Origin of the sequence: Streptomyces sp. NPDC001507, from assembly GCF_042894765.1 — a bacterium.
Taxonomy (GTDB): Bacteria; Actinomycetota; Actinomycetes; order Streptomycetales; family Streptomycetaceae; genus Streptomyces.
In genome coordinates this window covers 95,047-107,821 of sequence record NZ_JBIAVV010000005.1, presented here as the reverse complement: position 1 = coordinate 107,821, position 12,775 = coordinate 95,047, and the positions used below count along the sequence as shown (strand labels likewise).

Below are 12,775 nucleotides of genomic sequence, written 5' to 3'. Positions count from 1 at the left end.
GGGCCGGCGGCGCTACGCTGCCGTGTCATGCGGGGGACGCGTCTCGACACGGCTCGGATCCGGGCGGCTCGCCGGGTGATCGACCCGGTCTTCCTGGACACTCCGCTGTACCGCTGCGAGGCGCTGGAACCCGGCCTGGGATGCACGGTGAGCATCAAGCTCGAAACGGCGCACCCGGTCCGCAGCTTCAAGGCCCGCGGCACGGAGGTGGTCGCGAGCCGGCTCGCCGAAGGCGGGGCAGCGGCCGTGGTGTGTGCGAGCGCGGGCAACCTCGGCCAGGCGCTCGCCTGGTCCGGTCGCGTCCGGGGACTCGACGTGACCGTCGTGGCGTCGCGCTTCGCGACCGTGGCCAAGCTCGATCGCATCCGCGCGCTGGGCGCCAGGCTGGAGCTGGTGGACGGCGACCACGAAATGGCCCGTGAGCGGGCGGCGGCCATCGCGCGCCGCGACGGCATCCGGCTGGTCGAGGACAGTCTGGACATCGAGACCTGCGAGGGCGCGGCGACCATCGGCCTCGAACTGGTCGGTACCGCGCCGTCGTTCGACACCGTCCTGATCGCTCTCGGCGGCGGGGCGCTGGCCACCGGTGTGGGGCATGTGGTGAAGGCCCTGGCGCCCGGTGTCGAGGTGATCTGTGTCCAGCCGCTGGGCGCACCGGCGATGACACGCTCGTGGCGCGAGCGGCGCGTCGTCATCACCGACTCGGCCGACACCATCGCCGACGGCGTCGCCGGCCGGTGTCCCGTCCCAGCCGTCCTGGACGACCTTCTCCTGGTCGCCGACGACGCCGTCCTGGTCCGGGAAGAGTCGATCATGGCCGGTATGCGGATGCTCCTCCATCACGCCGGGCTCGTCGTGGAACCGTCGGCCGCGCTCGGCATCGCGGCGGTCCTCGAAGACCGCGGCCGCTTCGCCGGCCGGCACGTGGTCACCATCGTGTGCGGCAGCAATGTGGATGTGGACGCCTACCACCGCTGGGTCGGTGCCGCCGCCCTCCACGGGTCCTGACGACCGGTCCAGGCCCTCTGCCCGGTCCGGACGAACGGGGCGCCCGGAAGTCGGACCGCCTGCCCGACGGTTCGTGCGCCGGTTCCGGCCGGGCGACGGAACAGCCTGTGGTCCCCGGCCGGCGATGCGGTCACACAGAGCGGTTCTCCGCGCTGACCATCCACGCGTGCTTCTCCAGGGAGTCGATGATCCCGTGCAGCAGGTCGGCGGTGGACGGGTCCTCGGCGTCCACCTGGTCGTGGACGCGCCGCACCGTGTCGACGACGGCGCGCAGCCGCGCGGTGATCAGGTCGACCACGGCACTCACGTTCTGCTCGTCCGGCGGAAACTGCGGGAGGGTGGTGGTCGCCGCGACGGTGTCGGAGCGCCCGTCCGGGCAGGAGCCCAGGGCCCGCATCCGCTCGGCGATCGTGTCGGCCGCCTCCCGCGCGTCGTCGACGACCTCGTCCAGCTGCAGGTGCAGGTCGCGGAAGTTGTGCCCGACCACGTTCCAGTGGGCCTGCTTGCCCTGCAGATGCAGCTCGACCAGATCGACCACGATCTCCTGCAGGTTTCCGGCAAGCTCCGCCGAGGCCGTGAACTGCGGCGCGTCTTCCTTGCGGCGGCGGGAGGCGCCGTTCGAGCTGCTGGGGGGCATGCCTTTGCTCCTTCGACGGGAAGATCCGCGCTGTCTGTGGATCCGCTGACGATCGACGAGGACTCGACGGGGATCGCCGGGGTCTCACGACCAGGAGGTCCTACGACCAGTCGGATTCAGCCTGATGAACGGTGCCCGTCGCCGCCATCCGGGGCGTCCATCCGCGTCATGACACGGCCCGGCACCGGCGGAGCCTCGTGCGAGGGCCTCCGCCGGGTGCCGGGCCGTCCGTCGTCAGCCCTCCGCGCGGACGGGCAGCTTCCAGCCGGGGCGCGGGAAGTGGCAGGTGTAGCCGTCCGGGTAGCGCTCCAGGTAGTCCTGGTGCTCGGGCTCGGCCTCCCAGAAGGGGCCGACCGGTTCCACCTCGGTGACGACCTTGCCCGGCCACAGCCCGGAGGCGTCCACGTCCGCGATCGTGTCCTCGGCGATCCGCTTCTGCTCGTCGTCGACGTAGTAGATCGCCGAGCGGTAGCTGAGGCCGATGTCGTTGCCCTGGCGGTTCCTGGTGCTCGGGTCGTGGATCTGGAAGAAGAACTCCAGGAGGGCGCGGTAGTCCGTCTTCTCGGGGTCGAAGAGGATCTCGATGGCCTCCGCGTGCGTGCCGTGGTTGCGGTACGTCGCGTTCGGCACGTCACCCCCGGTGTAGCCGACCCGGGTGGCCGTCACCCCCGGCTGCCTGCGGATCAGGTCCTGCATCCCCCAGAAGCATCCGCCCGCCAGCACGGCCCGCTGCGTCTGCACAGTCATCGTGACCCCTCCAGTTCTCGTCGGCCCGGTCACTCGGGCTCCTCGGCTTGCACACCGGCGGCCTCCGATGTCCACCCCCCTCAACGCGTGCGGGTTCCCGGCGATTCCGTGCCCGCCACCCGGTCCGTCGCCGACGCCGACGCCGACGCGGGGGCGGGGGCCGGGTCCGCGTCCTCGTCGAAGGTCATCTCCGGCGGGGCCTTGCGGAAGCCCCGGGTGAGCCAGGCGAGGTAGCAGACGCCGAGGGCCAGCCAGATCAGGCCGAGGGTGCGGGCCCGGTCGTCGAGGTGGCACAGCAGCCACACGTCGACGACGGCGCCGACCGCCGGGAGCAGGACGTACGACCACACGGCGGGGCGGCGGCCCGCGCGGCGCTCCCGGACGTAGGTGGCGATGACGGAGAGGTTGACGAAGGTGAAGGCGGTGAAGGCGCCGAAGTTGATGAAGGAGGTGGAGGTGGCGACGTTCAGGTGCAGCGCGATCAGGCCGACCGCACCGGCGAGGAGGATGTTGAAGGCGGGGGTGTGGTACTTGGGGTGGATGCTGCCGAAGACCTTCTTCGGCAGCACGGAGTCGCGGCCCATCGCGTAGAGCAGCCGTGACGTGCTGGCCTGGGCCGCGATCCCGGAGGCGAACTGGGCGACGACCAGGCCGGCCAGGAACACGGAGGAGAACAGGTCGCCGCCGACCGCCTTGGCGATCTCGAACGCGGCCGAGCTGGAGTCGGTGAACGCGTATCCGGGGTGGGCCAGCTGCGTGGTGTAGGCGACGACGACGAAGATGCCGCCGCCGATCAGTGCGGTCAGCAGGATGGCGCGGGGGATGGTGCGCTGCGGCTCGACGGTCTCCTCGGTCAGCGTGGTGACCGCGTCGAAGCCGAGGAAGGAGTACGCGGCGATGGCGGCGCCCGCGGAGATGCCCGCGAGGCCGGTAGCGTGGTTCGCGAACGGGGTGGCGCTGACGAGTCCGGCCGCCCCCCGGTGCTGGAAGACGTGGTGCAGGCAGAGCAGGGCGAAGATCGCCACGACCAGGACCTGGAAGACCATCAGCAGGTCGTTGACCCGCTCCGCGGTCTTGATGCCCCGGATGTTGAGCGCGGTGGTGACGACGATGAACGCGATGATCCACACCCAGAACGGCACCGAGGGGTACTCCGCCTGGAGATAGGCCCCGCCGATGAGCCAGATGACCATGGGCAGGAAGAAGTAGTCCAGCAGGGTGGCCCAGCCGACGAGGAAGCCGACCCGGGAGTCTATGGAGCGCCGTACATAGGTGTAGGCGGACCCGGCGACGGGGTGGGTCGCGGCCATCTTCCCGTAGCTGTGCGCGGTGAAGAGCATGGCGACCAGGGCCAGCAGATAGGCGGTCGGCACGGCGCCGTGGGTGCTGTCGGCGACGACGCCGAAGGTGCCGAGCACGATGATCGGGGTCATGTAGGCGAGCCCGAAGAGCACGACGGATCTGAGGGTCAGGCTGCGGGAGAGGGTGGGCGGGGCGGAGGGTGCGGACATGGCGTTCCTTGCGCGAGGAGGGGACGGAGCGGGTCAGTCGCCGGCCGGCCGCCAGCGGCGGGGGTCCAGTCGGCCGTCGTAGAGCGGGAGGTCGATGGGGGCGTCGGCCTCGGTGAACTGGTCCCACATGCGGTTGAGGCCCGCGGTGCCGTAGGTCCGTACGCGGGTGACGTCGTCCAGGTCGAGGACGTCGGTCAGCACGGTGGGCGCGGAGTCGGCGGCCTGGACGCGGACGCGTCCCTCCGGGTCGACGACCAGGCTGCGCCCGGTGCCGACGGGGCCGGCGGTGTTCACGCTGACCACGTACACCTGGTTGACGATGGCGTTGGCCCGGGCGAGGACGAGTTCCTGGGCGCGGTCGGCCGAGGTGGTCATGACCGGGTTGACGATGACCTCGGCGCCCATCCAGGCCAGGTGCCTGGCCACCTCCGGGAACCAGGCGTCGTAGCAGATGGCGAAGCCGACGCGGCCGGTGTCCGGGAGGTCCAGGACGACGAAGCGGTCGCCGGGGGTGTACGGCTCGAAGGGCCGCCACGGGAAGAGCTTGCGGTAGTGGGCGGCGAGCCGTCCCTCGGGGGAGAAGGCGAGGGCGGTGTTGAACAGCTCGCCGGCCGGGCCGCGCTCGGCCACGGTGCCCGGGAACAGCCAGACGCCCAGGTCGCCCGCGAGCTCGGCGAGCCGTCGCACCCGGGGGCCGTCGAGGGGCTCCGCGGCGGCCGCCAGGCGGGCCTCCGACTCGGCGGCCGGGCCTTCGGTGCCGCACAGGTGCAGCTCGGGGTGGACGACGAGGCGGGTCTGCGGGAAGCGCGCCAGTACGTCCCCGACGTCTTCGGCGAAGCCGGACAGCGGGTCGGTGGCCGGGTGGGGAGGGGCCTGGACCAGGGCGACGGGGAGGGGTCGGGACATGGCCAGGAAATTAACTCAATATGAGCCCTTATACAATGGTCTCATTATGAGCAGTTTTACTGGTCGCTACATTGAGGGCATGACCGGCACCCCGAACGGATCCGCACCGGCGCACCCCGAGGCACACTCCGACGGCCCCGTCCTCGCCCTCAACTCGCCCAAGCTGAACGGGATCCGCCGGCTCACCGCGCTGGAGACGGTGCGCGCCCGGATCGCCATGGCGGTCGACCTCGGACTGCTCTCCCCCGGCGAGCGGCTGCCCCCGACCGACGCCATAGCCGAGGCGCTCGGCGTCGGGGAGATCACCGTGCGCCGCGCGCTCGGCTCCCTGTGCGCGGACGGCGTCCTGGAGCGCAGGCGCGGCCGCAACGGCGGCACGCTGGTCGCCGAGCAGCCGGCCCGGGGGGTCGTCGGCGCGGCCGAGGCCTACCACGGCCAGAGCGCCGAGGTGCACCACCTGATCGACGAGCGGACCGTCCTGGAGTGCGGGATCGCCCATCTCGCCGCCCGCGGCGTGACCGGCGCGGCCCTCGACGAGCTCGACACGCTGGTAGCGGCCATGGACCGGGCGGAGAGCTGGGCGGAGTTCCACTCCTGCGACGAGCGGTTCCACCTCGCCGTGGCCCGCGCCACCGGCCTCGACGCGAGCGTCGGGACCTACGGGACCGTGCTGCGCCGGCTCTACGCGTACTACCTCCCCTACCCCCTCGCCGCACTGCGCGACTCCAACGACGAGCACCGGGCCCTGGTGGCGGCGCTCCGCGCGGGTGACGCAGCCGAGGCGGCCGACATCGCCCGCCGCCATGTGGAGACCCTGCACCGGACGATGTTCGTGGGGTTGATGGGCTGAGCACTTCGGTGGAAGTGCCGGGCGGGGGTACCGATATTCGGTTGCCGGGCCGCTCCCCCGCGGGCTCAATGGCAGGCATGGCCGACATCCAGGGCTCTTACGACGAGTTGTTCTCCGCCGTGCCCTCCGCACTCGCCGGATTCGTCGACGACGGTGACGTGGGCGGTGCCGTGGCCGTCTTCGTGGACGGGCAGCCGGTGGTGGACGTGTGGGCCGGGTTCGCCGACGCCGGACGGACCCGGGCGTGGGAGCGGGACACGATCGTCAACGTGTTCTCCGTGACCAAGACGATGACCTCGCTGTGCGCGCTCGTCCTGGTCGACCGGGGGAAGCTGGACCCGGACGCACCGGTCGCCCGCTACTGGCCGGAGTTCGCGGCGGCCGGCAAGCGGCACGTGCTGGTGAGGCATCTGCTGTCGCACACCGCGGGGCTGCCCGACTGGGAGGGGCCGATCGAGGAGCTGTACGACTGGACGACCGCCACGAAGCGGCTCGCCGGGCAGGCCCCGCAGTGGGAGCCGGGGACCACGGCCGGGTACCACTCGCTCACCCAGGGGTTCCTCGTGGGCGAGGTGCTGCGCCGGATCACCGGGCGGAGCGTGGGTGAGTTCTTCGCCGCGGAGGTGGCCGGGCCGCTCGGCGCGGACTTCCACCTCGGCCTCGGATCCGAGCACGACTCCCGGGTGGCGCTGACCGTGCCGCCGCCGGGCAAGGACGAGGACTACACGGCCAGTGCGCCAGGCCGCGACACGCCCCCCGCCGCACCCACCACCGCCACCGCCGTCCGCGTCCGCGACGGCAACAGCCTCGCCTGGCGCCGCGCGCAGATCCCCGCGGCGAGCGGCTACGGCAACGCCCGCTCGGTGGCCCTCGTCCAGTCCCTGCTCGCCTGCGGCGGAACCGTGGGCGGCGTGCGGGTGCTGTCCCCCGAAGGGTGCGAGCGGGCCAGGGAGGTGCAGTTCGAGGGCGAGGACCTGCGCCTCGGCATGCCGGCCCGCTACGGCCTCGGCTACGGCCTCTTCGGCAGCGCCCTCGGCTGGGGCGGCTGGGGCGGCGCGCTGGTCTGGGTCGACCCCGACGAGCGGACGGCGATCGCGTACGTGACGAACCAGATGCGCGAGCCCGCCACCGACAACCGGGGCATCGAGCTGGTCATGGCCGCCCAGGACGGCATCACGGGGCTGCGGGCCTGACCGGCACCGGGGTCAGCCGCCGCTGCCGTAGGGGCGGGTGAGGATCTCCAGGCGGTGGCCGTTGGGGTCGTCGAAGTAGGTGCCGCGGCCGCCGTCGTTGGTGTTGACCTCGCCGGGACGGCTGTGGGACGGGTCGGCCCAGTAGTCGAGGCCGGCCTCCTGGACTCGGGTGAAGATCTCGTCGAAGTCGTCCTCGGAGACCAGGAAGGCGTAGTGCTGCGGCGGGATGTTCCCCGGGGTGTCCATGTAGTCGAGGGTGACGCCGTTGGGCAGTGCGACCGGGGCGAAGGGGCCGTAGTCCGGGCCGACTTCGAGACCCAGGATGTCGGCGAGGAACCTCGCCGAGGCGTGCTTGTCGTGTGCGGCGACGATGGTGTGGTTCAGGTTCACGGTCATCGTGGGACCTCCTCCCGTCCAACGTAACCCCGGTACCAGCTAAGGTAAGGCTCACCTTAGTCGTTGATCGGGAGTGTCAGTCGTGCGTGCGTTGAGGTTGAGGGCCGTCGTGGCCGTGTCCGCCGTGTCCGTGGCCGGCGGCCTGCTGGCCGGCTGCTCGTCGTCCGGCGGTGACGACGGCGCCGGTGCCGCCGCCCACGGCGACGGAACCGTGAACAAGGTCGCCGGCACCTCCGAGGGCCCCTCCGCCGCGCCGAGCGCCCTCGCCGACGGGATGGGCTCCGACACCGACACCGACGGCGTCTTCCCGCGCACGGTCACCCACTTCGAGGGAAAGACCACCGTCAAGGCGCGGCCGAAGCGGATCGCGGTGCTCAGCACCGGGCAGCTGGACGACCTGCTCACCCTCGGCATCGTCCCGACGGCCGGCACCCGCGCCGACAACGCAGGACTGGTCCCCGGCTACCTCGCCGACGCCTTCCCGCAGTACAAGAAGAAGCTCGCCGCGATGACCGACGCGGGCACCCGCCAGGCCCCCAACCTGGAGTCCCTGGCCGCCGCGAGGCCCGACCTGATCCTGGTCAACGACTCGCTCGCCGACCTCTACCCGCAGCTGTCGAAGATCGCGCCCACCGTGGTCACCGCCGGCCAGGGCATCAACTGGAAGCGGGACCTGCTGCTCGTCGGGGACGCGGTCGGCGAGGGGCGGAAGGCGCAGGAGCTCCTCGACGACATCGTCGGCAACGCCGAGGAGAGCGGCTCCGCCCTCGACGGCTCGGCCACCGTCTCCATGGTCCGCTTCACGCCCGACCGGACCCGGATGTTCGGCGTCTCCTCCTTCACCGGCTCGATAGCCGTCGACATGGGCCTGTCCCGCCCCAAGTCCCAGCAGTTCAACGCTATTTCGCAGGACATCAGCGCGGAGAAGGTCGACACCGCCGACGGCGACCGGATCTTCTACTCCGTGCAGGGCGACGCGAGGAAGACGGACGCGGCGACCGTGCTCGCCGGGCCGCTGTGGAAGTCGATGAAGGCGGTCGAGGCCGGGCACGCCGTGCAGGTCGACGACGACCCCTGGTACCTCAACGCCGGCCCCACGGCCGCGCGTCTGGTCGTACGACAGCTCGCCGAGCACCTCCGGTAAGTGCGCCGCGCCCTGCTCTGGCCGACGGCCGCCCTCGCGGTGGCCGTCGTCGCCGTCCTCAGCCTCGCCGTCGGCACCCGTGCCGTACCGCCCGCGACCGTCCTCGACGCCCTGCTGCACGGCGGCTCCTCCCCCGACGCGCTCGTCGTCCGCTCCCTCCGGCTGCCCCGTACCGAGGTGGGTCTCACCGCGGGCGCGGCGCTCGGCCTCGCCGGGGCCACCCTCCAGGCGGTCACCCGCAACCCGCTCGCCGACCCCGGCATCCTCGGCCTGAGCCAGGGGGCGGCGGCCGGGGTCGTACTCGCCGTCGTCCTCGGCGGCGCCGGGTACGGCTTCGGGGCCTACGTCTGGTACGCCTTCACCGGCGCCGTCGCCGCCGCCTGCCTGGTGTACGGCGTCGCGGCGCGCGGGCGGGGCGGGGCGTCCCCCGTGAAACTGGCCCTCGCCGGCACCGCCCTCTCCGCGATGACCGCGGGCGCCACGACCGTCGTCCTCACCTCCAGTTCCGCCACCCTCGACCAGTTCCGGTTCTGGCAGGTGGGGGCGCTGAACGGGCGGGACGCGGGGACGGTCGTACGGATGCTGCCGTTCCTCGCGGTGGGCGCCGTGCTGGTGCTGTCCTGCGCCCGTGGGCTCGACGCGCTCGCGCTCGGCGACGAGACGGCGCGGGCGCTGGGGCACCGGGTCCATCTGGTCCGGGGGTGCGCGGCGCTGGGCGCGACGCTGCTGACCGCTGCCGCGGTGGCGGCGGCCGGGCCGATCGCGTTCGTCGGGCTGGTGGTGCCGCATCTGGCACGGCGGCTGGTCAGGGGCGGGGGTTACGGGCGGGTACTGCCGCTGTCGGCGCTGCTGGGGGCGGGGTTGCTGCCGGCCGCGGATGTCCTGGGCCGGGTGGTGCGGGCTCCCGCGGAGGTGCCGGCCGGGGTGATGACGGCGCTGGTGGGGGTGCCGGTGCTGGTGGCCCTGGTACGGCGGAAGGGAGCCGTGACGTGAGGCGCACCCGAGGCTGGGGCCGGGGGGTGGGGACGCTTACCGGCGCTGGCAGGGTGCAGCCTGCGCCCACCCGTGCCGCCCCAGCGGCACGACTGCCCGCAGCAAGGTTGAAAAGCACGGCTGGGCAGCGCCCCGTCAGGGGCGCGGGGAACTGCGCGATCAGCCCCCACCGGCCGGCAGTCGTCGTACTACGGCCGCACCCCCGCTTCTCCCTCGTCCTCAACAAGCGGTCGATCCTCGTCGCCGTCGCCCTGCTCGCCCTCCTCGGCCTCGCCATGACCGCGTCCGCGTGCCTCGGTCAGACCTACATCTCCCCGGCCGACGTGTGGCACACCCTGCGCGGCACACACACCCCCTACGACCTCGTCGTCAACGAGCTGCGCGTCCCCCGGATCATGCTCGGCGCTCTCGTCGGCGCCTCCCTCGGCCTCGCCGGGGCCCTCGTGCAGACCGTGACCCGGAATCCGCTCGCCAGTCCGGACGTCATCGGCGTCGGGCACGGCGCCGCCGCCGCGACCGTGCTCGCGCTGGCGACGGGCGCCGTCGCCGCGCCCGGTGCGATGCCCGTCGTCGCCGTCGGCGGCGGGCTGACCGCCGCCGCCCTCGTCTACCTGCTCGCCTGGCGCCACGGCATGCAGCCCAGCCGTTTCGTGCTCACCGGCGTCGGTATCGGCGTCGCCCTGTCCGCCGTCGTCCAGCTGTATCTTACCGACAGCGAGCTGGACGCGGCCGAGCAGCTCAAGCTGTGGCTGACCGGCAGTCTGAACGGGCGGGGCTGGGAGCAGGCCGGGCCGCTCGCCGTGGTCGTCGTGCTCGCCCTGCCGGGACTGGTGTGGGCGAGCCGGGCGGCGCGACCGCTCGGGCTCGACCCCGACACCGCCGCCGCGCTCGGCCTCCGCGTCGACCGGGCCCGGCTCGGTCTCACCGCCCTCGGCGTCGTGCTCGCCGCCGCCGCGACCGGTGCCGCGGGGCCCATCGGGTTCGTCGCGCTGACCACGCCGCAGCTGGCCAGACGGCTCACCCGCACCCCCCAGCTGCCGCTGGTCTGCTCGGCGCTGACGGGTGCGGTCGTGCTGGTGGCCGCCGACCTGGTGGCCCGCACCCTGGTCCCTCCGCTGGAGATCCCGGTGGGTGCGCTGACCTCCCTGGTCGGCGGCCCCTGTCTGCTCTGGCTCCTCGGCCGGAGGCAGCGGCGGTGACTCAGATCGTCGCCGTGTCGATCACGAAGCGGTAGCGGACGTCGCTGTTGACGACCCGGTCGTACGCCTCGTTGATCTGGTCGGCGCCGATCAGCTCGATCTCGGCGCCCAGGTCGTGCTCGGCGCAGAAGTCGAGCATCTCCTGGGTCTCCGGGATACCGCCGATGCCGGAGCTGCTGAGGCTGCGGCGGTTGCCGAAGACGGAGGAGAGCAGGATGTGCACCGGCTCCTCGGGGATGCCGACGTTCACCATGGCACCGTCGGTCTTCAGCAGCGACAGGTAGGCGTCGAAGTCCAGCGGGGCCGACACCGTGTTGAGGATGATGTCGAAGGTGCCCTTGAGGTTCTCGAAGGTCTTCGGGTCGCTGGTCGCGTAGTAGTGCGTGGCGCCCAGCTTCAGGCCGTCGTCCTTCTTGCGGAGGGACTGGGACAGGACGGTGACCTCGGCGCCCAGGGCGGCGGCGATCTTCACGCCCATGTGGCCCAGGCCGCCGAGGCCGACGACCGCGACCTTCTTGCCGGGACCGGCGTTCCAGTGCTTGAGCGGGGAGTACGTGGTGATGCCGGCGCACAGGAGGGGGGCCGCCACGTCGAGGGAGAGGCCGTCGGGGATGCGGACGACGTAGTTCTCGTCGACGACGACCTTCTGCGAGTAGCCGCCGTAGGTGGGCTGGCCGTCCTTGCCGACGGCGTTGTACGTCCAGGTCGGGCCGCCGCCGGTGCAGTACTGCTGGAGACCGGCCTTGCAGTTGTCGCACTCGCGGCAGGAGTCGACCATGCAGCCGACGCCCACCCGGTCCCCCACCGCGTACTTGGTGACACCCGGGCCGACCTCGGAGACGACGCCCGCGATCTCGTGTCCGGGCACCATCGGGAAGATCGCCGTACCCCAGCCCTCGCGGGCCTGGTGGATGTCGGAGTGGCAGATACCGGCGAACCGGATGTCGATGAGGACGTCGTGTTCGCCGACCGCGCGCCGCTCGATCGTGGTCCGCTCCAGCGGTGCCTTGGCGGCGGGCGCGGCGTAAGCAGCAACAGTGGTCATGAGGGGGGTTCTCCTAGAGGTGGCTTCGCACCCGGTCGCCTTCATCCGTCCCGGGCACGTTTCCAGGCTCCTCCACGCTACGTCCGTCACCCAGCCCCCGCCTCTGCGTACGTCTGCCGTGCCTACCACTGGCGGGGTCAGGTTCGGGGGCGTACGACCGTGAATACTGGATGTATGGAAGACCAGTCCCTGCCCGCCACCCCAGCCCCCGCCTCCGCCTCCCCGTCCCTGGACCGGCGTGCCGAGCTCAGCGAGTTCCTGCGTACGCGGCGGGCCCGGCTGCGCCCCTCCGACGTGGGGCTGCCGGACTTCGGGCGGCACCGCAGGGTGCCGGGGCTGCGGCGCGAGGAGCTGGCGCAGCTGGCCGGGGTGTCCGTGGCGTACTACACGCGCCTGGAACAGGGCAACGGACGGAACGTGTCGGCGGAGGTGCTGGACTCGATCGCCCGCGCGCTGCGGCTCACCGACGCCGAACACGCGCATCTCACCCACCTCGCCAAGGGCAAGCAGCACAAGAAGAAGGCGTCGGCGCGGCCGCAGCAGGTGCGGGCCTCGCTGGGGCAGCTGCTGCAGTCGATGGAGAACGTGCCGGCGTACATCGTGGGACGGCGCTCGGAGATCCTGGCGTGGAACCGGATGGCGGCGGCGCTCTTCGGCGACTGGGCGGAGCTGCCGGTGGCGGAGCGCAACTGGGCCCGGCTGACGTTCCTGCGGCCCGACTACCGCGAACTGTTCGCCGAGTGGGAGCAGAAGGCGATCGACATCGTCTGCCAGCTGCGGATGGACGCGGGCTGCTACCCGGACGACACCCGGCTCTCCGCGCTGGTGGGCGAGCTCTCCGTCAAGAGCGAGGAGTTCCGCCGGCTGTGGGCGACCCACGACGTCAAGGAGAAGTCGTACGGCGTGAAGCGGATGCACCATCCGCTGGTGGGGGAGCTGTCCCTGAACTACGAGTCGTTCCGCATGTCCGGCGACCAGGACCAGGCCCTGGTCACGTACCACGCGGAACCGGGCTCGCCGTCGGCCGAGGCGCTGCGGCTGCTGGCCAGCTGGGGCACGGACGCCACCCGGGTCGCCCCGGCACCCTGACCGGCGGCCTCCACGGCATGGAGAACGGCCCGCCGGAAGCCGCGCTTCCGACGGGCC

Annotated in this window: 13 protein-coding genes; 7 read left to right on the top strand and 6 right to left on the bottom strand. The window is 72.3% G+C overall.

Features of this window, described 5'->3' with window-relative positions; all coding sequences use genetic code 11:
• Window positions 1-27: 27 nt before the first annotated feature.
• Window positions 28-1,008 (top strand): threonine/serine dehydratase, encoded by a 981-nt coding sequence (locus tag ACFY0K_RS17715; RefSeq protein WP_390640611.1) that lies wholly within the window; start codon window positions 28-30, stop codon window positions 1,006-1,008.
• Window positions 1,009-1,138: 130 nt separating this feature from the next.
• Here the strand turns inward: ACFY0K_RS17715 and ACFY0K_RS17710 are convergent, their stop codons facing one another.
• The 4 genes from ACFY0K_RS17710 to ACFY0K_RS17695 all read right to left on the bottom strand — a co-directional run bounded on the left by ACFY0K_RS17710 (window position 1,139) and on the right by ACFY0K_RS17695 (window position 4,809).
• Window positions 1,139-1,645: a Dps family protein gene (locus ACFY0K_RS17710; RefSeq protein WP_390640610.1), complete on the bottom strand. Its 507-nt coding sequence runs from the start codon at window positions 1,643-1,645 to the stop codon at window positions 1,139-1,141.
• Between the two features lie 234 nt (window positions 1,646-1,879).
• A complete protein-coding gene (gene msrA / locus ACFY0K_RS17705; protein ID WP_351959435.1) occupies window positions 1,880-2,392 on the bottom strand; it encodes a peptide-methionine (S)-S-oxide reductase MsrA in 513 nt (170 codons plus the stop codon).
• Window positions 2,393-2,472: 80 nt separating this feature from the next.
• Complete coding sequence (locus ACFY0K_RS17700; protein ID WP_390640609.1) at window positions 2,473-3,903, bottom strand: APC family permease; 1,431 nt, start codon at window positions 3,901-3,903, stop codon at window positions 2,473-2,475.
• Window positions 3,904-3,936: 33 nt separating this feature from the next.
• The gene (locus ACFY0K_RS17695; RefSeq protein WP_390640608.1) at window positions 3,937-4,809 is read right to left on the bottom strand and encodes a carbon-nitrogen hydrolase family protein; all 873 of its coding nucleotides are present in this window, start codon (window positions 4,807-4,809) and stop codon (window positions 3,937-3,939) included.
• 79 nt (window positions 4,810-4,888) lie between these two features.
• On the opposite strand from ACFY0K_RS17695, the gene ACFY0K_RS17690 reads away from it, so the two are divergent.
• Together ACFY0K_RS17690 and ACFY0K_RS17685 are read left to right on the top strand one after the other, a co-directional pair.
• Window positions 4,889-5,659, top strand: coding sequence for a FadR/GntR family transcriptional regulator (locus tag ACFY0K_RS17690; RefSeq protein ID WP_390640607.1), 771 nt, complete (start codon window positions 4,889-4,891; stop codon window positions 5,657-5,659).
• 77 nt (window positions 5,660-5,736) lie between these two features.
• Window positions 5,737-6,852 (top strand): serine hydrolase domain-containing protein, encoded by a 1,116-nt coding sequence (locus ACFY0K_RS17685; RefSeq protein WP_390640606.1) that lies wholly within the window; start codon window positions 5,737-5,739, stop codon window positions 6,850-6,852.
• A 12-nt stretch (window positions 6,853-6,864) separates the two neighbouring features.
• Here the strand turns inward: ACFY0K_RS17685 and ACFY0K_RS17680 are convergent, their stop codons facing one another.
• Window positions 6,865-7,248 (bottom strand): VOC family protein, encoded by a 384-nt coding sequence (locus ACFY0K_RS17680; RefSeq protein WP_382726327.1) that lies wholly within the window; start codon window positions 7,246-7,248, stop codon window positions 6,865-6,867.
• 115 nt (window positions 7,249-7,363) lie between these two features.
• Between ACFY0K_RS17680 and ACFY0K_RS17675 the strand changes: the two genes are divergently transcribed.
• The 3 genes from ACFY0K_RS17675 (at window position 7,364) to ACFY0K_RS17665 (ending at window position 10,584) form a co-directional block, all read left to right on the top strand.
• Window positions 7,364-8,392, top strand: coding sequence for an ABC transporter substrate-binding protein (locus ACFY0K_RS17675; protein WP_390640957.1), 1,029 nt, complete (start codon window positions 7,364-7,366; stop codon window positions 8,390-8,392).
• Window positions 8,393-9,385: a FecCD family ABC transporter permease gene (locus ACFY0K_RS17670; RefSeq protein ID WP_390640605.1), complete on the top strand. Its 993-nt coding sequence runs from the start codon at window positions 8,393-8,395 to the stop codon at window positions 9,383-9,385.
• A gap of 158 nt (window positions 9,386-9,543) precedes the next feature.
• Window positions 9,544-10,584 carry a FecCD family ABC transporter permease gene (locus tag ACFY0K_RS17665; protein ID WP_390640956.1) on the top strand — a complete coding sequence of 347 codons (1,041 nt, stop codon included), beginning with the start codon at window positions 9,544-9,546 and terminating at the stop codon, window positions 10,582-10,584.
• A gap of 1 nt (window position 10,585) precedes the next feature.
• On the opposite strand, the gene ACFY0K_RS17660 is transcribed toward ACFY0K_RS17665, so the two are convergent.
• Window positions 10,586-11,629 carry an NAD(P)-dependent alcohol dehydrogenase gene (locus ACFY0K_RS17660; RefSeq protein ID WP_351959428.1) on the bottom strand — a complete coding sequence of 348 codons (1,044 nt, stop codon included), beginning with the start codon at window positions 11,627-11,629 and terminating at the stop codon, window positions 10,586-10,588.
• 174 nt (window positions 11,630-11,803) lie between these two features.
• On the opposite strand from ACFY0K_RS17660, the gene ACFY0K_RS17655 reads away from it, so the two are divergent.
• Window positions 11,804-12,718, top strand: a complete 915-nt coding sequence (locus tag ACFY0K_RS17655; RefSeq protein ID WP_388604994.1) for a helix-turn-helix domain-containing protein — start codon at window positions 11,804-11,806, stop codon at window positions 12,716-12,718.
• Window positions 12,719-12,775: the final 57 nt, after the last annotated feature.